At 72.7% G+C, this 19,722-nt stretch carries 12 protein-coding genes; 7 read left to right on the top strand and 5 right to left on the bottom strand.

Annotated elements, in window-relative coordinates:
- Positions 1 to 82 precede the first annotated feature (82 nt).
- Genes MXD59_RS19800 through MXD59_RS19785 form a run of 4 tightly spaced genes read left to right on the top strand, consistent with a single transcriptional unit; the run spans position 83 to position 5,817 of the window.
- The gene (locus MXD59_RS19800; protein ID WP_372512143.1) at positions 83 to 1,525 is read left to right on the top strand and encodes an ABC transporter ATP-binding protein; all 1,443 of its coding nucleotides are present in this window, start codon (positions 83 to 85) and stop codon (positions 1,523 to 1,525) included.
- Positions 1,522 to 2,997 (top strand): glycosyltransferase, encoded by a 1,476-nt coding sequence (locus MXD59_RS19795; RefSeq protein ID WP_248826140.1) that lies wholly within the window; start codon positions 1,522 to 1,524, stop codon positions 2,995 to 2,997. Before MXD59_RS19800 ends, MXD59_RS19795 begins: the two co-directional genes overlap by 4 nt.
- Positions 2,994 to 4,628, top strand: a complete 1,635-nt coding sequence (locus tag MXD59_RS19790) for a glycosyltransferase (RefSeq protein ID WP_372512142.1) — start codon at positions 2,994 to 2,996, stop codon at positions 4,626 to 4,628. The genes MXD59_RS19795 and MXD59_RS19790 overlap by 4 nt, the downstream gene beginning before the upstream one ends.
- A gap of 13 nt (positions 4,629 to 4,641) precedes the next feature.
- Positions 4,642 to 5,817: a glycosyltransferase family 4 protein gene (locus tag MXD59_RS19785; RefSeq protein WP_248826139.1), complete on the top strand. Its 1,176-nt coding sequence runs from the start codon at positions 4,642 to 4,644 to the stop codon at positions 5,815 to 5,817.
- Between the two features lie 1,629 nt (positions 5,818 to 7,446).
- Here MXD59_RS19785 and MXD59_RS19780 read toward each other — a convergent pair.
- From MXD59_RS19780 to MXD59_RS19770, 3 genes are all read right to left on the bottom strand, one after another.
- A complete protein-coding gene (locus tag MXD59_RS19780) occupies positions 7,447 to 9,033 on the bottom strand; it encodes a hypothetical protein (protein WP_248826138.1) in 1,587 nt (528 codons plus the stop codon).
- A 303-nt stretch (positions 9,034 to 9,336) separates the two neighbouring features.
- Positions 9,337 to 10,245 carry a dTDP-4-dehydrorhamnose reductase gene (gene rfbD, locus MXD59_RS19775; RefSeq protein ID WP_248826137.1) on the bottom strand — a complete coding sequence of 303 codons (909 nt, stop codon included), beginning with the start codon at positions 10,243 to 10,245 and terminating at the stop codon, positions 9,337 to 9,339.
- A gap of 88 nt (positions 10,246 to 10,333) precedes the next feature.
- Entirely contained in the window at positions 10,334 to 12,133 is a 1,800-nt protein-coding gene (locus MXD59_RS19770; RefSeq protein ID WP_372512141.1) for an LCP family protein, read from the bottom strand.
- A gap of 260 nt (positions 12,134 to 12,393) precedes the next feature.
- Here MXD59_RS19770 and MXD59_RS19765 point away from each other — a divergent pair, with 260 nt between their 5' ends.
- Positions 12,394 to 13,473 (top strand): glucose-1-phosphate thymidylyltransferase, encoded by a 1,080-nt coding sequence (locus tag MXD59_RS19765; RefSeq protein WP_163548194.1) that lies wholly within the window; start codon positions 12,394 to 12,396, stop codon positions 13,471 to 13,473.
- A gap of 76 nt (positions 13,474 to 13,549) precedes the next feature.
- Here the strand turns inward: MXD59_RS19765 and MXD59_RS19760 are convergent, their stop codons facing one another.
- On the bottom strand, positions 13,550 to 15,616 hold the full coding sequence (locus tag MXD59_RS19760) for a glycosyltransferase family 39 protein (protein ID WP_372512140.1): 2,067 nt from the start codon (positions 15,614 to 15,616) through the stop codon (positions 13,550 to 13,552).
- Between the two features lie 646 nt (positions 15,617 to 16,262).
- Positions 16,263 to 16,871 (bottom strand): hypothetical protein, encoded by a 609-nt coding sequence (locus MXD59_RS19755; protein WP_248826135.1) that lies wholly within the window; start codon positions 16,869 to 16,871, stop codon positions 16,263 to 16,265.
- Between the two features lie 175 nt (positions 16,872 to 17,046).
- On the opposite strand from MXD59_RS19755, the gene MXD59_RS19750 reads away from it, so the two are divergent.
- Complete coding sequence (locus tag MXD59_RS19750) at positions 17,047 to 18,579, top strand: LCP family protein (protein WP_248826134.1); 1,533 nt, start codon at positions 17,047 to 17,049, stop codon at positions 18,577 to 18,579.
- Entirely contained in the window at positions 18,576 to 19,565 is a 990-nt protein-coding gene (locus tag MXD59_RS19745) for a TIGR03089 family protein (RefSeq protein WP_248826133.1), read from the top strand. The genes MXD59_RS19750 and MXD59_RS19745 overlap by 4 nt, the downstream gene beginning before the upstream one ends.
- Positions 19,566 to 19,722 lie beyond the last annotated feature (157 nt).

Below are 19,722 nucleotides of genomic sequence, written 5' to 3'. Positions count from 1 at the left end.
CCGATCCGGCGCCCCGGAACCAGCCCCCGCCAGGACGATGCGATCATGAAGATCGGCACCCGGCGGCCAGCGAGGAGTTGCAGTGGCACGACACTCGTCCGCACATCAGCGCGGCGCGGCGACATCGCTGCCCGCCCCTACCGAGCGCGCCCCCGAACCACGGGCCGCGGTGGCAGCGGGCGCCGCCTTCCCCGGCTCCGGTGGGGCCGGGGGGACCGGGGGGCCTGACACAGCCAGCGGAGCCGTCGGCGTTCACGGAGCCGGCAGACCTGGCGGCGTCATCGGAGTCGGTGAACCTGGCGGGGCTGGCGGCGCCGTCGGGGCCGGCGCGGGCGGTGGGCCCGGCGGCGAGTCGACCGTGGTGATCCAGGCAAGCACGGTCAGCAAACGGTTCGTCTCCTACCGCAACCGGGCGACCAGTCTCAAGGAGCGCTTCGTCCGGCGCGGCGGTCCGGCCGGTGAGGACTTCTGGGCCCTGCGCGACATCGAGGTGACCATCGGCCGCGGGCAGACCGTCGGCCTCGCCGGCGCGAACGGCTCGGGCAAGTCCACCCTGCTCAAGGTGCTCGCCGGCATCCTGCGCCCGAGCAGCGGCTCGGTGACGGTGCACGGTCGCATCGCCTCGCTGCTGGAGCTCGGCGCCGGGTTCAACGGCGAGCTGTCCGGACGGGACAACGTCTACCTCAACGCCTCCCTGCTCGGCCTGTCCCGCCGGGAGATCGATCGACTGTTCGATTCCATCGTCGACTTCGCCGAGCTTCGACACAAGATCGATGATGACGTGAAGCACTACTCGTCCGGCCAGTACGTGCGACTCGGCTTCGCCGTGGCGGTCCACGTCGACCCGGACGTGCTCCTGGTGGACGAGGTGCTCGCCGTCGGCGACGAGGCCTTCCAGCGCAAGTGCCTGGCCAAGATCGCCGAGTTCCGCGCGCAGGGGCGCACGATCCTGTTCGTCACGCACTCGCTCGATCTGATCGAGCAGATGTGCGACCGGGTCCTCGTCCTGGAATCCGGCGAGATGATCTTCGATGGGCCGCCGGCGGTCGGCACGAAACTGCTGCGCCAGAAGCTCGGCAGCCTGCCCTCCGACGGCCCGGTGGACTGGCAGTACGCCACGGTGCGCCCGCGGTCGGTGGGGTTCAGCCGCCATCCCGACGGCCCGACCACGGTGCAGTTCGATCCCGGCGAGCAGCTCGTCGTCAGCGTCGAACTCGACCTCGGTGAGGGCGCCCCCGAGGCCGTCTACCTGCACGCCTACATCGTCGGGCAGGACGAGATCCCGATCTGGATGATGGAGACACCCCCCGGCGGGTTCCGACTGGGCCCCGGTCGTCATGTGGTCGACTTCGCCGTGCCGCATCTGCCCGAGCTGCTCGGAGCGTTCGCCGTGAAGGTCCACGTCTCGGACGCCGCCACGGGCGTCCCGGTGACGACCCGCCGCTTCGACGAGCTGTTCGGCGTCAGCGGGACCCATGCGGGTGGACTTCTCAAGGTCGACTACGAGGCGAGGCTGCGCGGATGACGGACCAGACGACGAGCACTCCTGCTGCGGTCACCCCGGACACCACCAGTGCCACCAGTGCCACCAGTGCCACCAGTGCGACGGGGACGACGGGGGCCGCGCAGCCGCTGGCGACCATCGTGATCGTCAACTGGAACGGCGCCCATCTGCTGGCGGCCTGCCTCGACGGCGTCGCCAAGCAGGACGCGTCCTTCGCTTACCGGACCTGGGTCGTCGACAACGCCTCCACCGATGGTTCCCGGGAGCTGCTCGCCGAGCGGTACCCGTGGGTGCATGTGGTCGCAGCCGAAAGCAATCTCGGCTTCGCCGGCGGCAACAACCTGGCGTTGCGTTCGGTCACCACCGAGTACGCCGTGCTGCTGAACAACGACGCGGTTCCCGAGCCGACCTGGCTGACCGCCGTCCTCGCGCCGTTCACCGAGCCCGGCGGCCAGCACCTGGGCGCGACCACTGGCAAGGTCGTCTTCCTGCCGCGGTTCCTGCGGCTGCGGCTGCACACCGCGACCTTCGTCCCCGGCCCGCACGACTCCCGTGCGCTCGGGGTGCGGGTGTCGTCGGTGACGGTGGACGGACGTGAGGTGCTCCGCGAGGTCCTGTGGGAGAAACTCACCTACGGTGCCGAGGGGCCCGCGTCCTCGCCGTACTTCTGGACCCGCGGGGACGGCGAACTGTGCGTGCCGATCCCCGAGAGCGGCCCGGCCACCCTCGGGTTCACCTGGGCGGCCGAATCCCTCAAACAGGTGACCCTGAGCTGGGACGGTCCGACGACCGGCGCCGACACCGCCACCACGGGCGGGCGCGCGGAGCTGTCGGTCAGCCCCGAGTCGGCGACGGTGACCGTCACCGTCGGTGGGGACGCCCCCCGCGTCGACGTGATCAACAATGTCGGCGGGATCGTCCTGGTGGACGGCTACGGCGCCGACCGTGGCTACCAGCAGGTCGACACCGGCCAGTTCGACCAGCCCGAGGACGTGTTCACCGCCTGCGGCAACGGCATGGCGATCCGCAGCTCGCTAGGCCATGAGCTCGGCTGGTTCGACGACGCGTTCTTCCTGTACTACGAGGACACCGACCTGTCCTGGCGGATTCGGGCCCGGGGCTTCGCGATCCGCTACGTGCCCGGCGCGGTGCTGCGGCACGTCCATTCGGCGTCCAGCGTCGAATGGTCACCGTTGTTCGTCTTCCATACCGACCGTAACCGGCTGCTGATGCTCACCAAGGACGCCACCGCCCGCCTGGCGCTGTCGGCGGTGCTGCGTTACCCGGTGACGACCGCGTCGATGGCGCTGCGCTCGCTGCGGCAGGCCCGCGCCGCCCGTGGCCGTCCGGCGATCCGCCCGACGCTGCTGCGCCTGCGGGTGATCGGGTCGTACCTGCGGCTGCTGCCCACGATGCTGCGGGCCCGCCGGCAGATCGCCGCCACGGCCACCGAACGCCGCGGCAGCCTGCAGAGCTGGCTGGTCTCCCGATGAGCACCGACACCCCAGGGCCCGACAGCCTGGGGCCCGACGAGCCGGAGACGGGGGCGGCGGCCACACCGAGGCCGGGGGCCGGGGTGCGCGCGGCGGTCTACAACCGGTTCTGGCACTCGATGGGCGGCGGTGAACGGCACAACGGGATGATCGCCCAGGTGCTGGCCGCCGACGGCGCGGACGTCGACATCCTCGGGCATTCCGACGTCGATCTGGCCGCCCTCGGCAGCCACCTCGGCCTGGACCTGCGCGATTGCCGCTACGTGCGGCTACCCGACCGCGGCGAGCAGGCCGTCGCGGCGCTGTCCGCCGACTACGACCTGTTCGTCAACGGTTCGTACATGAGCCGGATCGAACCGCAGTCGGCCCGCTCGGCGTACCTGTGTTTCTTCCCGACGCCGTTCGACCACGACATGGCGCCCTGGCGCAAGGCCGCGGTGCGCACCGCCGGCCCGTTGCTGCGCGGGATCCGTCCGGCGGTGAGCTTCGGTGTCGGCTGGTACCCACCGGAGGGCGGTCGCCGTCGCCAGTGGACATGGACGAACGGGTCGGCGATCCTCGCGGTGAGCCCGGGTGAACGCCGGACCCTGCGGGCCGACATCGGCCGGCCGGGCGCACCCGGTGGCACGTCCCTGCGGGTGCTCGACGCGGGCGGCCACGTGCTGGCCAAGCTGGAGATCGGCCCGGATTTCGCCCCGTTCGAGGTGCCGTTGCCCCCGTCGGCGGACGGCACCGAACTGACCCTGGTCAGCGACGCCTTCTCCCCCGGCGCCGCGGACGTGCGGGAACTCGGGGTGGCGGTGAGCCGGCCACGGGTCACCGACGGTGGCGAAGGGCCGATCGCCCGGCTGCCGCTGCGTTTCCCCTGGCTGCTACGTGACCCGGCGGATCTCACCCACCTCGACCACTATGACGTGATCATGGCCAACTCGCGGTTCACCCGTGGTTGGATCGCGAAGCTGTGGAAGCGGGAGGCCGACGTGCTGTTCCCGCCGATCCAGGTCGACCGGCTGCATCCGGCTCCGGTGCGGGAGAAGGCCGTCATCACCGTCGGACGTTTCTTCGCCCCGGGACTGGGCCATGCCAAGCGGCAGCTGGAGATGGTCGAGTGGTTCGGCGCGCTCTACCGCGCCGGCGACCTGCCCGGCTGGTCCATGCACGTCGTCGGTGGCTGCGAGGAGTCGCAGAAGCCGTACCTGGAGCAGGTCCGCGCGGCCGGCGCCGGGCTCCCGGTGCACCTGCATCCGAACGCGCCGCGGGCCGAGGTGGAGCGGCTGCTCTCGACCAGCTCGGTGTTCTGGTCAGCCACCGGCCACGGCGAGGACGACCGCCGCCGCCCCTGGACGGCCGAGCACTTCGGGATGACCACCGTCGAGGCGATGGCCGGTGGCTGCGTGCCGGTGGTCATCGACCGCGCCGGTCAGCGGGAGATCGTCCGCCACGGGGTGGACGGCTACCGGTGGACCGGTCCCGAACAGGTCGCCTCGTTCACCCGCCGGCTCGCCGCCGAGGACGGCCTGCGCTCCCGGCTGGCCGGCGCCGCCATCGACCGGGCCGCGGCGTTCTCGGACGCGGCCTTCGCCGACCAGTGGGCCGACATCGCCACTCGTCACCGCCTCTACCAGGGCTGAGCGGACCCGCCGGATGAGGATCGTGCTCGACGCGACACCGCTGCTCGGCCGGCGCACCGGCGTCGGGCGTTACACCGAGTACCTGCTCGCCGGTCTCGCCCGGCTCGTCGCCGAGGCCCGCGGCCACAGCGGGGACGCGGGCGCACCGGCCTACTGGGAGCTGGCCGCCACCGCCTTCACCTGGCGTGGGCTGGACGACCTCGCCGGCGCCCTGCCCCCCGGGGTGCGTCCGGCCGCCCGCCGGGCCCCGGCGCGGTTGTTGCAGGAGGGCTGGCTGCGTGGCGAACATCCCGCCATCGAATGGCTCACCGGCGCCGCCGACGTGGTGCACGGGACGAACTTCGTGCTCCCGCCGCTGCGCGCCGCCCGCGGTGTGCTGACCATCCACGACCTGTCCTACCTGCGCACCCCCGACACGGTCAGCGCCGCCTCCGCCCGCTACGCCGACCTGGTGCCCCGCGGTCTGCGCCGGGCCGACGCGGTGCTCACCCCCAGTCAGGCCGTCGCCGACGAGGTGATCGCCGCCTACCGGCTCGACCCGGCGCTGGTCACCCCGACCCCGCTGGGTGTCGACGACGCCTGGTTCACCACCGACCCGCCGACCGCGGCCTGGCGGGCGGCCCACGGCCTGCCCGAGCGGTATCTGCTGTTCGTCGGCTCGGTCGAGCCGCGCAAGAACCTGCCGGTGCTGTTGGCGGCGGTTCGCCGGCTGCACGCCACCGACGCCGACGCGCCGCCGCTGGTCCTCGTCGGCCCGCCCGGGTGGGGTCCCACCCTCGACCTGGCCGGGATGCCTCCCGGTAGCGTGATCACCGCCGGCTATCTGGACGCCGGTGAGCTGCGCTCCACCGTGGCCGGGGCCAGCGTGCTGTGCTTCCCGTCCCGGTACGAGGGTTTCGGCCTACCACCGTTGGAGGCGCTCGCGGCCGGCGTGCCGGTCGTCGCCGCCGACATCCCCACCGTGCGCGAGGTCACCGGCGAGCTGCTCGACTCCCCGGCCAGCCCGCTGCGGCTGGTTCGCCAGACCGGCTGGGACGCCTTCGCCGACGACCTCGCCAGCGCGATCCTCGACCTGCTCACCGCCCCCGGCGACGCCGACGCCGGTCGCCGCCACGCCCGCACCTTCACCTGGCGACGCACCGCCGAACGCACCGCCGCCGTCTACCGCCGCGTCGCCGAGACGTCCTAGCGCGACCGCGAGCAGCACCAGCCCGACCAGCGCGCAGCCGGCCAGCAGGCCCAGCCCCAGCCGGGCCGGGCCGGGGCCAGCGATCGACCAGGCCACCCGCAGCCGGTCGAACCCGTCATAGTGGCCAAGCGCATGGCGTTTCCACGCCAGTTCCCGCGTCAGGACCGCCACGGTGCTCCACGCCAGCCCCGCCACCACGGCCACCGTCGGCACCCCCCAGCGGCCCAGCGGCAACGCGTTCACCGCCAGCGCCATCACCACCGCGAGGACCGGCACCATCGGCAACAGGTAGCGGGCGAACGGCGCCCCGCCCGCGGCCATGTAGCCCACGAGCGTCACCACCACGAGTACGCAGTGCCCGCTCACCATCAGCCAGGCCACCCAGCCACTGCCCGTGACCCGGCCACTGCCCGCTGCCCGGTCAGCGGAGGGCACCGGGTCGCGGCCGCCGGGCGGCGGCTGTCGCCGACGACGGTGCCACCACCACGCCGCGCGCAGCGCCGCGGCGACCAGTCCCACACCGGTCAGCACGCCCACGGCGACCTCGATCCGCACCGGCCATCCGGTCACCAGCATCGGCCGTCCCAGCAGGCCTCGGTACAGCCGCCACCACAGCTGCCCGTCGTGGAGCACATGCTCCACCGTCGGTCGTGGACCCGCGATCGGAAACATCCGGGCGATCCGCCCCGACGCGGTGGGATCGCCATAAAGATGGTCGTTACGCAGGTAGAACCAGCCGATGGCGGCGATCGTCACGCCCAGCGGTACCCCCGCCGACGCGACCCCGACGCCCAGCCGCCGCCACCGTCGTCCCGACGCGCCCAGCGCGGCCCCCACGCCGACGGCGGGCAGCACCACCGCGAGCACCACCGCGCCACTGGCCCGGCTGGCCGCCGCCGCCGCCGCCAGCACCGCGACGCCGACGACGAGCCACGGACGTGGCCCCCGTCGGATCAGGGCGACCGCGGCCGCGAGCAGCCCGGTGATGGTCGCCATCGCCAACACGTCGTTGTAGATCTGCCCGGACGTCGTCACCACCAGCCCGAGCACCGCGACGATTCCCGCCGCGCCCACCGCCACCGCCGGCCGCCGGGGCAGCAGCTCCCGCGCGAGCGCCGCGGTGGCCACCACCAGCCCCACCCCGAAAACCACGTTGAGCGCCCGCGCGGCCGCGAACCCGACCCGCGGCCGGCCCAGGCTCGCCCCGATCCGCAGGGGCGCCGACTCGGCGACGTAGAACAACGGCGGATGGTTCGCCGTGTAGATCAGGTCGAAGCTCGTCACCGGCCGCGCGAGCGGCACCCCGCACAGCTGTCGGGCCCGGGCCTCGACCGCCGCCCGAACCCGCGCCGCCGGCACCTCGCAGTCCACCGGCAACCCGGGCATTCCCGGGATTCGGGCCCGCATCGGCGTGTCGATGGTGGGTAGCGATCCGTGCCCGACCTCCATGGCATAGGCGGTGTGCTGAGCCTCATCCCCGCTGGTGAAAGGGGCGACGACCGCCGCCACGAGCAACCCCAACGAGGTGAGGATCAGCCCTGCCCCCACGACACCGGCCACCAGCCAGCGCCGCGTCGACGCCCCCCACGTCACCGATCCCCCCGATCCTCACCGCTGCGCCGGGGACGGTCACCCACCCTGGCGGGGCAGTCGATCCACCCACCCTGACGGCCGATGTCGCACAACCCGGACGAACGCGATCACACCCATCATCGCTGCCAGCCCGATCAGCCCGATCACCGCACCCAGGTACCGGTAGTCGAAGCCCGACGTGACCGCCGACAGCACCAGGGTCGTGCCACCCGCGCCCGCCGCCAGGCAGTACAACCGCAACAATCCGCCGCTTCCACCATCGGCCGCGCCACTGCCCTCGGCCGCCGGTATGGCCGCGTGCGCCGTCCCCGGTTCCCCCGGTGTCCGCGGTGTCCGCGGTGCCGCCACGGCTCTGCCTCGTCGACCGGGGCGTGCTCGCCAGGTCCGGACGGCCCCGACCGCGGCGGCGGCCAACCCGGCGACCAGACCAACGCCGACCAGCGGCATCAGTGGGTAGGACACCCGGGACCAGGCGGCGAGCAGCCCGGCCGGCGCGCGCACCGTGGTCGCCACGAAATAGCCGTCGTCGGCATGCGGATCGTCCGGCGGCAACGCGTTCGTCCGGTCGGTGGGCAGCTCCCAGGTATCGGCCCGGGAGGTCTTCGTCGTCTCGTGCGGTACCGGCGAGAAATAGCCGAGGAGATAGCGGGCCGAGGAGGTGACGAGCATCCACGGCTGGTCGCGCACCACCTCATGGGCGAACCGGCCGGCGAGCTCCTCCCGACCGGGCGGAACACGCCGGTTTCCCTGCCGCAGGGGCGAGTCCGCGGGCCACAGATAGCGCACCGGAGCACCTCGCTGATCTACCGGTCGCGGGTCACACAACGAGCGCAGTTCGGCCCCCGCGATGTCGGTGCAGTCGGCGAACGGCGCGACCCGGCCGTACAGAAAGAAACCCGAGTGTGCCGACACGGTGAAACCCGCCCCCTCGGCGGCGCTCCACCCCGCGTACGCCCCGGCGGGCACCGCCGCGCCCAGCAGGAGCGCCAGCACCGGCAGCATCCGCCGCCCAGGGTGGACCCATCGCCACGGCAGGCGGGACGCCCGCCCCGCGCAGGACGGCCCCGCCCCGGCCCGGGCGGTGTCGAGAACCAGGACGATCAGGGCGACGGCGAGCGGCCCGTACCCGACGGTCCGCACGCACAACGCCGCACCCAGCAGCGCTCCGGCCGCCGCCGCCATCGGCGCCCGGACGCGCCGCGGCCAGGCCAACAGGACGACCCCGGCCCCCACAAGCACCCCGAACAGCGAGTCAGCCAGCACGAACTGGCCCAGATCCAGCACCCAGGGAGCGAGCAGGGCGGGCGCCGCGGCCAGCGCGGCGAGCCACGGCCGGCGCACCACTCGCAGCGCGGACGCGTAGAGCCCGGCCGCGACGACCAGCGTGAGCCCATGCTGGATCAGCACGATCCGGGTGATGTGCTCCGGCCCATCCACCAGCCGCAGGAAGATCGGATAGCCGGACGGCCGCCAGTCCCCCGGCCACAGACCACGCCAGGCCTGGTCAAGGTAGGCGCCCGAATCCCCCAGATACATCAGCCCCGGTGGGTAGGCGACCATCACCAGGACCCGTGCGACCATCCCCAGCAGCACCAGCGCGCCGAAGACACCATGGCGGCGCACCAGCTGTCGAATCCGGCCGACCGGCGCGGCGATGCCTGCCGAAGAGGGCCCGGTGTCAGCCGGAGGTGCGGCAGTGTCAGCCGGAGGTGCGGCAGTGTCAGCCGGAGGTGCGGCAGTGTCAGCCGGAGGTGCCGCGGTGTCGCCGTCCATCGTCTGCCAGTCTCGCAGGCACTCCGGCGGTCACCGGCAGTCGGGTCACGGCCATCACGACCCGCCCGACCCGCGGCAGCTCACCCGCGGGGCGAAGGTGATCGCCCACCATCCGCGCGGCGGTCGCGGATGCCAGAAGCTGACGGCCGGCGCTCAGCCACGTAGATCGGCTCCGGCGGCGTCGAAGGCCGCGCGCAACGCCTCCCGCCAGGAGCGCAACGGGGGTAGTCCGACGTCGAGCCAGGAACGGGCGGACAGCACCGAGTACGCCGGACGGGCCGCCGGCCGGGGGAAGGCGGCCGTGGTGGTGGGCGACACCACCTGCGGATCGAGACCGACCTCGGCCATGATCACGCGGGCGAAGTCGAACCAGGTGGTCTCGCCGGCGTTGGTGCAGTGGTAGACCCCGGGCGGCGGCTGGGCGGCGGCGAGGTCGAGCAGCCCGGCGGCCAGATCCGCCGACCAGGTCGGCGAACCCGCCTGATCGTCGACGACCGACACGGCACCGCGTTCCCGAGCCAGCCGGCTGATCGTCTTGACGAAGTTCCTCCCGGTCTGGCCGTAGACCCAGGCCGTCCGCACCACGTAGGACGACGTCGGCAGCAACGCGCGGACGGCCTCCTCGCCGGCGAGCTTGGTCCGTCCGTACGCACCGGCGGGGCCGGTCTCGTCGTCGGTCTCGTACGGCTTGTTCGCCGTCCCGGCGAAGACGTAGTCGGTGGAGACCTGCACCAGGATGGCGTCGACCTCGGCGCAGGCCGCCGCCAGATGCGCGGGACCGGCGGCGTTGATCGCGTAGGCCGCGGACTCGTCGGCCTCGGCCGCGTCCACATCGGTCCAGGCTGCCGCGTTGATGACGACCAGCCCACCCTGCACCTTCGCCGGACGGGCCTGATCGCGTATCACCGCGCGCACCCGCGCCGGATCGGCGATGTCAAGCTCGACCCGGCCAAGACCCGCGTAGGCGTGGACAGCGGAGTCAGGATCGGCCATTCGGACCTCGAGCAGCCGGCACAGGTCTGCCCCCAGCTGCCCGGCCGCACCGGTCACGAGAACGCGCACGGCCCGAGTCTGGCAGACCCACCCGCCGCCATCGCCACGCCACTCGAGACACCTGGTCATGTCCGATGCCCACCGGCCTGGACACCGATCAGTAGGTGCAGGTGGCGGTGAGGGAGCTCGCGGTGGTGGGTGGGCCCGAGCCGTCCGTGCTGTCGGAGGTGCCGGGCCGTGTGCTGCCCGCCGCCGGGTCGGAGGTGGCGGCGCCCGCGCCGGAGGTCGTGGTGGGTGTGGCGACGGTGGTGGGTGTGGCGACGGTGGTGGGTGTCTCGATGGTGGTGGGGTCGAAGTCGGCGCCGAGGATGAGGGTGATCCGTCCGGCGGGGGCGTCGGGATCGGCACGGGTCTGACTGTCGGGGATGGCGGCCCGCACCGATTCGGCGGCGGCTCGACCGCCCGAGGCACCCTCGGCTCCGGCGGCGCCCGCGCCCCTGGCCGTCCCGGCTGTCCCGGCCGTGCCAGAAGGACCGGCGGTACCAGAAGGGCCAGAAGAGCCGGTGGTCGTGGAGGTGCTGGTGTCGCCGGGGCGGTAACGGATCTGGGTCCGGGTGAGTCTGCCGCCGGGCCAGTCCCGCACTGACCTGACCCGAAAGCCGGCTCGGGTCAGCGTCGAGGATGTCGTGGTGGCCAGTCCCGGTACGTCTGCGGCGTTGTAGACGTCGATGGTGATCTGCCCGGGCGGCACCGTCCCGGCGGCGCCGGAAGCCGAGGACGAGCCCGGACTCGGACTGGCGGTGCCGGTGGAGCTTCGGCCGGGACGTCCGCGCAGGGGAGCGAGGAACTTCTCCAGGGCGAGCGGATCGTAGAGCTGGACGGCGCCGAACCGGGGCAGTTCGCCGATCGCGTTGCCGCCTTCGGCGGGTGTCGGGGTGTGCACGGGGATGGTCTCGAACCGGATCTGGTCGCTGGACAGGCCGCGCAGCCGGGTCGCCAGCGCCCGCAGGTCGTTGATGCCCGTGCCGTCATCGACGGTGAGCGCGCCGGTCGCCGCGTGCAGCAACGACTCGAGTTTCACCGGGTTCGTGAGCACGCCGGTGGAGGTCGCCTGGGCGAACACGGCGCCGATGAACTGCTGCTGGCGGCGAATCCGGTCGAAGTCGTTGTCCGGCAGGCCGTGGCGTTGACGGACGAACGCGAGCGCCTGCTCGCCGGAGAGCCGGTTCGCGCCGACGTGGCCGCGCCACTGCGACCACGGGTCGTACAGGTTCGCCTTCGACCCACTGGGTAGCGCCTTCACGCAGACGGTGACCCCGCCGAGCGCGTCCGTCATCGACTTGAAGCCGGCCAGATCGATCGAGACATAGTGATCGATCCGGATGTCGGTGAGATTCTCCAGCGTCCTGATCAGCAGGCTGGGACCACCGAGCGTGATCGCCGAGTTGAGCTTGCCCCGGCCGTGGCCGGGGATGCGCACCAGGGTGTCGCGGGGAAACGAGACCATGGTCGTCGTCCCGTCCGCGTCGAGATGGGCGAGGATGGCGGTGTCCGAACGTTCGTCGGTGACGGCGCCGCCGCGCTGGTACTCGTTGCCGGTGCCGGCCCGGCTGTCCGAGCCGACCAGCAGATAGTTGCGGGTGCCGCTGGCGGCGTCGGCCGGGCGATCATCGCCGAGCCCGAGCCGAATCCGGTGGATCTGCGCGCCGAAGTACTGGTAGGCCGTCCAGGCACCGGCCGTGGTCACCAGCACCACGGCCGACATCGCCGCCGCCAGCACCAGTGTCAGGCGTCCCAGCGTGGAACGCGACGGCGCCGGACCGGCCGGGCGGGCCGGAAGCGTCAGACGAAACAGGTGCGCCGAGCGAACCGGGTGGGCCGGCGGGTCCGGTGTCTCGGACGTCGTCAGCGGCGACGGCGGCAGATCATCCGACGGGCGCGACGGCGCATCGGTCACCGCTCCCCCTCCCCGACGGCCAGGCGCGACCTGCTGCGATGCGACGATGACCTACTGTGTGGTAGCACGTCTTTCGACTACTCAACGTACCCGCACTGAGCCACCCGTACCCGGCACGACCCGATGGCGCCCGAAAGGCGGCCAGCAAAGCACATGGCCAGCCTGGACGCCGCCCGCCCGACAGAGACACGGCTGGTGATGGATGCCACACCAGACGTGACTTTCCGTACGTTCAACTACACGCGATAGGGTTTCGGATCATGAAAGCCCTCGTCCTTGCCGGTGGCTCGGGAACCCGTCTGCGGCCGATCACCCATACGTCCGCCAAACAACTGGTACCGGTGGCGAACAAGCCGGTGCTCTTCTACGGCCTGGAGGCCATCCGGGACGCCGGGATCCTTGATGTCGGCATCATCGTCGGCGAGACCGCCACGGAGATCGAGACGGCGGTCGGCGATGGATCGACGTTCGGGCTGCGCGTCACCTACATCCGCCAGGAGGCCCCGCTCGGCCTGGCCCACGCGGTGCTCATCGCGCGGGACTTCCTCGCCGACGAACCGTTCGTCATGTACCTCGGCGACAACCTGATCATCGGCGGCATCGCCGGTCTCGTCGAGGAGTTCCGCCGCACCACACCGGACGCGCTGATCCTGCTCACCAAGGTCGACAACCCGTCCGCGTTCGGCGTCGCCGAACTGGGCGCCGAGGGCCGGATCCTCCGGCTGGTCGAGAAGCCGCTGGTCCCACCGAGCGACCTCGCCCTCGTCGGCGTGTACATGTTCGGCACGGTGATCCACGAGGCGGTGCGCTCGATCAAACCGTCGGCCCGCGGCGAGCTGGAGATCACCGAGGCCATCCAGTGGCTGGTCGACGGTGGGCGGGAGGTGTCCTCCCACCTCGTCGAGGGCTACTGGAAGGACACCGGTCGTCTCGACGACATGCTCGAGACCAACCGGCACCTGCTCGAATCGATCGAGCCGGCCATCCACGGCAGTGTGGACGCGGACAGTTCCATCGTCGGCCGCGTCATCATCGAGGAGGGCGCGTCGCTGGTCCGCTCGACCGTGCGTGGCCCGGCCATCATCGGCCGTGGCACCAGCCTCGTCGACACCTACGTCGGCCCGTTCACCTCGATCTTCCACTCGTGCACGATCGAACGCACCGAGATCGAGTACTCCATCGTCCTGGAGCGGGCGACCATCCGCGGCATCGGCCGCATCGAGGACTCCCTGATCGGACGGGACGTCGAGGTCATCCCGTCCGCGGCGCTCCCCAAGGCCCACCGCCTCATGCTCGGCGACCACTCCCGCGTCTCGGTGGCCACCCTCCCCGGCAACTGACCCCGCACCCACCGCCCGTTCCCCGCGGCCAGGACCATATCCCGTGGCCAGGGCCGCCCGCACCCATCACCACGCGTTACCGGCGGCCGGCCTCAGTCGGAGCGGCTTGCGGCGACGCGGCCTCGGCCGAGGCGACGCCCGACGACGCGGCCTCGGCCGCACCAGCTCGCGGCGAGTCTGCCTCGGACTCGGACGCGGCGGTGGCCTCGGCAGTGGCAGTGGCAGTGGCGGGCTGCGGCGAGTCGATCTCGGTCGGAACGGGTTCCGGTTGGACGGCGGCTGGTTGCGACCCCACCGGCTGGACCGGGACAGTACCGGGTGTGGTCCCAGTGCGGCTGGCCGCGACGGTCACGCTCGCCGCTGTTCGGTCAGGCTGGAGGGACCCGATGGTCGCGGCGGCGAACAGGGCGGCGACGAGCGACACCGCGGCCAGGACGAACGTGGCGATGGTGACGCCGGTCGGGAACGGCGCCCAGCGGCCGATCGCGGACACCACGTCCGGGATGCGGGCGGGTGTGAACGACACCTGCCGGGGCAGCCAGTAGTAGCTGCAGACCGCGAGCAGGGCGGCGCCCTGCATGAGCACCGCGCCGATCAGGACGACGAGCGGGCCGAACCGCTCCCGAGCGCGCAGCACCCGACTCAGCCCGAGCGCGACGACCACGCCGAGCCCGACGAGCCCCAGGTAGAGATAGCGGCCCTGCACCGCGATCCCCCGGGTGTAGACCTTGTAGTCCCCCCAGCTGCGTTGGCCGACCGACAGGTAGGCGAAGGCCACCGGCAACAACAGCACCACCACCGACGCCGCGCCCCACAGCCGCACCCCGCGCCCCACCGCGTCATCCGGCCGGGCACCGGCGCCGCCCCCCTCGGGGGGGGCCAGCCGCCGCTGACCACCACCCACCACAGCCACCACGCTGAGCCCGACGACGACCACCGTCGCGAGGACGATGGCGATCGGCGACAGCTGCGGAGGCTCGAACATGCCGAGCCCACCCCAGAACCGAGAGATCATCGTCCGGACGAAGTACCAGAACCACGTGAAGAACGAATCGGGCAGCAGCAGCGGTTCCCGCCGCGGCGGATTCGTCGCCCATCCGTTCGGCTGGACGGCGTCGTACAACACGTAGTTGCGCACCCACCACCAGCCACCGACGGCGAGCCCCAGCCCGACCGCCAACGCCCCGGGAACCCACGGCAACGACCGCACCAGCCCCCAGCACGATCCCAGCCTCGACCGCTCCCGCCCAGTCCGGACGCCACCACCGCCCGGTCCGTCCGAGGCGACCTGGACATCCGACCCGGGCCGGACGTCCGAGGTACCGCCGGCACGGCGCACCCGCCACCAGCCGACGAGATAGGCGGCCACGATGATCACCGGTGTGGTCAGTGCGAAGGCCTTCGACAGCAACGCGAGCCCGAACCACAGCCCGGCCCAGACGGCGGTGCGCCGACGCAGGTCACCGCGCATCACACCGGCCAGGACGACGGTGAGCGCGCCGGTGGTCAGCATGAGGATGCCGTCGTTGTTGAACGTGGCGCCCACCCGGGTGAAGCCGGGGATCGCCAGGGGCAGCGCCGCGGCCGCCAGCGCGGCGGGTTCACCGAGACCGAACCGACGGGCGGCGAGAAAACCCAGCACCGGCAGCGGCCCGACGACCAGGATGTTCAGCAGGCGCAGCACGAACACCTGCTGGTCGTACGACCAACCGTCCGACCCGGGCAGGGCGTCGAGCAGAAGCGCGCCGGCAGCATAGATCATCGGCGGGTGCTGGACCATCTGGTTGGACAGTCGTCCGTCGTCGACCGGGATGGGACCACCGAGTTCGTCGAAGGACCGGCGTTCACCGCGCGGGGTGGGGTCGATCTCGGCGAACGGCTCGGCGCCCCGACGTTTGCCGCCGGACTGGAACATGTCCGCGTAGCGGCCTCGGTCGAAGTCGTCGGATGTCGCCGCGACCCCGCTCGCGATCATCTTCCGGCCGGGCGCCGGCCAGCCGTCACCGTGCTGCAGCCCGTAGACCATGTCGACGTGCTGCGCCTCGTCGTAGCCCGCCCACGTCGGGTAGACGAAGGCGTAGCTGAGCAGCATCGCCAGATGAGCGGCGGTGATGAGCAGGAGAAGCAGGGGGCCGCGCCGCACCCGCCGCCTCGTCGGTTTCGGGGCATCCATGGTTGACGTCAGGGTAGACGACCCACCTGGGCGCCCCGCCGGGACGGCTCGTGGCATCGCCCGGTCGGGGGATGGCCCGGTCGGGTAGGTGGCCGTTCCCCGCCCCCACCGATGGGCCACGACCATCGGGTCTGATTGGCCGTTCCAGCCCCGTTCCCGGCCGCGAGACGCCCTCGGCGGACGTCCGAATCGCCGGATCTGTGCTGAAGTGAAATCACGACGCAGGCCGCAGACGCGATCACCAGGCTGCCGCTCAGAGCCGCCCGACCAAGGAGCGCCAGCGACCCGTGACACCCCATTCCCGGCCGGCGCCACCGCCGTCAGCGCCGGAACCGGCCCGCCGCCGGGGGTCGGACGAGGATCCGCCGGCGGCCTGGCCGCTGCCCACCCGTTCGCGCGGCCATTGGCGGGACCGCCCGACGATTCTCGTCCTGCGGCCGCACGAGAACGCTGACCTTGACGCGCCCCAGACCGCCGCGCCCACCCAGGCGCTCGGCATCGCCGTGCCGTCCTCAGGCGTTGGGCCGTCCTCAGGTGCCGGGCCGTCGCCGGACACCATGCTGTTGTCGGGCACCGTGCCGTCGTCGGGCAGCACCACCCAGACCCATGCACTGGGTCATGCGCAGACCGCGTCGCCCACCCAGGGACTGGGTCGGCATCGGGCGCAGCGAACGCCGCCGCCGCTGTACCACCCGTCCGCACCGGCCCGCCGGGCACACGTGACGTGGCACCAGCCGACGGACCACTTCCCCGCGATCGAGTCCCCACCGATCCCGCCGGTGCCACCACCTCCCTCGGTGCCACCACCTCCCTCGGTGCCACCGCCACGCTCGACTCGTTCGGCCCGCTCGGCTCCGCCGCTGCCGTCGGTCCTGCCGCCCGGACCGGTGCCGCCACTTCCGTCGGTGCCGCCACTTCCGTCGGTGCCACCGCCTCCGTCGGTACCACCGCCACGCTCGGTGCCGTCGGGTCGTTCGGTGCCGTCAGGCCGTTCGGTGCCGTCGGGCCGTTCGGTGTCGTCGGGCCGGGAGGCCTGGTCAGTGCCGCCGCCACGGTCGGGCCGGCCGGTTCCGGTCGGATCCTCGGCGCGCTCCGCTCCCGCTGGACGGTCCGTTCCCGTGGGGCGGTCGGCTTCCGCTGGACGGTCGACCGCCGCGGTCACCGCCCGGACGCCGGTCCACGCGCCGCAGACCCGGATGCCCGATGCGCGGCCGGGCTCCCGCACGGCCCCCACCCACGCCCTGAGGTCGCCCGTCCGGGGCCGGGACACGACCGGATGGGAGACTGCCCGCCGGTCACGCCGTCCGCTTCCGCCCCACCTGGACCCCCGCCGGCCTCGACGCTATCGACCGTTCTCGCAGCGGCTCCTGCTCGCGGCCTGCGCGACGCTGTCCACCCTCGTGCTCGCGGTCACCTCGCTCGGCTGGGTGGCCTACCGGCACTTCGACAGTGCCGTCACCCGCGAGGACTGGAAGATCGCCGGGACGCGGCCGGTCGCGGCGGCGGGCGCGGAGAACATCCTGCTGCTCGGTGACGACAGTCGGGACGGCACCGACGGCGAGTACGGCACGGTGGACGGCGTCCGATCGGACACGACGATCATCGCCCACCTGGGCCCGGACGGTTCGGCGACACTGCTGTCGTTCCCCCGCGACATGCTGGTCCCGGTGCTGCCGAAGGCCAAGGCCAACGCCCGCGACGGGCACGCCAAGCTCACCGAGGTGCTCCAGCTCGCCGGTGTGCCGGGGCTCGTCACCACGCTGGAGTCACTCACCAACCTCAAGATCGATCACACCATCTCGATCAACCTCGCGGGCTTCCGGGCCATGACGGACGCCGTCGGTGGTGTCACCGTCTGCGTGACACCGTTGCCGGACGGCTCCACCCGCAACCTGCACGACGCGATGTCCGGCTGGAGCGGCCGCCTCGGCGAGAACCGGTTGGACGGACGGGGCGCCCTCGCCTTCGTCCGGACCCGCTACGCACTCGGTGACGAACGGCTGCGCATCCTGCGTCAGCAGCAGTTCCTGGACCGGCTGCTGACCGCCGCCACCAGCGCGGGCGTCCTGACCAACCCGGCCAAGATCTCCGCGCTGCTCGGGGCGGTCGGTGGGGCGCTGCGGGTCGACTCGGGCCTTGACCAGGCCGCGCTGCTCAGCCTGGCCCGCCGCGCCAGCGAGGCCGGCAGCGGCGGGATGCGATTCCTCACCGTCCCGACCCACATCGCGCTGCCCGCGGACGGCGCCGTCGACGACCATGGCACCGTCCCCCCGCACGGCGCGGTGCTCATCGCCGACCAGGCCGGACTGAACCGCATGCTCACACCACTGCTACCGGACGGGGTGTCGCCCCCGAACACGTCATCCACCGGCGGCACCACCACCGCTGGCTCCGGGGGCTCGGCCACCACGCCGGTCGGGTCGCCGTCCTCGGTGAGCATCGCGGCCGTTCGTAACGCCACCAGCCGCACCGGACTCGCCGCCCGGACGGTCGACGGTCTGCGCGCCCTCGGATTCACTGGTCCGATGACGACCTCGACGACGACCGGTCAGGCCCAGACCGAGATCTACTATCCGCCGCGGCTTCGGGAACAGGCGAGTGTCCTCGCCAGCCGCATCCCCGGCAGCCAGCTGGTCGCCACCTCGCCACCAACCCCGCTGCCCCCCACCACCTCGGCGCCGGGCGAGTCGTCCACCTCCGGACGCAGCTCCGCCGGCACGGGCAGCTCCGCCGGCACGGATGGCATCGTCCTCGCTGTGGGCACCGACTTCAGCGGGCTGGTCAGCGCCTCGAACACCCCCACCTCGACCGTCGGCTCCACTGGCGGCGGTGGCGGTGTCACCGCGGGCGCACCGACCGATCCCGCGTCGGCGATCAGTGGCGTGAGCTCCGCCGCCGCCGGCACGCCCGCCAACACCTCCTGCACACCGTGAGCACCCCGAACGCGACGAGCGCCACGTCCTCGCGGCTGGTCCGCGCCGCGGACCTCATCCTCGCGGCACCGGCGGTGGCCGACGACGAGGCGACGTCGGCCACCGGAACCGGCCTGCCGGGGATGGGGGCGCGGGGCATCGCCGACCTGCTGGCGCGTCGCCTGGCGGCCGACCCGTCCCGTCCGCTGGTGACGTTCTACGACGACGAGACGGGCGAGCGGGTCGAGTTCTCCGCGACGACGCTCGACAACTGGGTGGCCAAGACCGCGAACATGCTGGTGGACACGCTCGGTCTCGGCCCCGGCGACCGGGTGGGGATGGACCTGCCTCCGCACTGGCTGGCGCTGGTGATCGCGCTCGCCACCTGGTCCGCCGGCGGCGACCTCGTCGTCGCCCAGCAGCCCACGGACCAGCAGCCCACGGACCAACCGGGCGCGAGCTCGAAGGTCGCGGCGCTGGCACCGACGACTCCACTGCACGTGTTGTTCGTCGCGCAGGACCGCCTCGACGCGGCCGTGGATCTGGACGTCGACGAGACGGTCGCGCTGTCGCTGCGTCCGCTGGGTGGCCGGATGACCCGGTCCATCCCCGGTGTGCTCGACTACGCCGTCGAGGTGCCCTCGCACGGTGACCGCTTCGGGGCGCCGCCGCCTCCCTCGGTGCAGGCCGACCTCGTCCGGCGCGCGCTGCGCACGGCGGTGGGGTGGCGGCTTGGGGCGTCCGACCGGCTGTTGGTCACCGCCACACCGAGCAGCACGACGGGGCTGCTCGGCGGACTGCTCGCGCCGCTTTCGGCGGGGGCGTCCGTGGTGCTGTGCCGCCGCCTCGATCCGGACCTGCTGACCCGCCGGATCGAGGCAGAGCGCGTGACCGCGATCGTCACCGACACCCCGACTGTGGACGGGCCCGCCGTGGACGCGCGATCGGGATGGCCGGGGGAAGCCGCGGCCGGTGTCCGAGTGCTGCGGTTGCCCGCCTCCGCCTGAGACCGTCCACCTGAGGCGACCGTGACCCGCCGAGCGACGGTCTGCCGGACGACGGTCTGGGCCGCCCTGGTCTGGGCCGCCCTGGTCTGGGCCGCCCTGGTCTGGGCCGCCCTGGTCTGGGCCGCCCTGGTCTGAGGGTGCGACCCGGCCGGGTGAG

The organism is Frankia umida, assembly GCF_023242945.1.
In the GTDB taxonomy this organism is placed as follows: domain Bacteria; phylum Actinomycetota; class Actinomycetes; order Frankiales; family Frankiaceae; genus Frankia; species Frankia umida.
The sequence above is the reverse complement of the archived record's forward strand: the minus strand, read 5'-3'. Positions and strand labels throughout refer to the sequence as shown.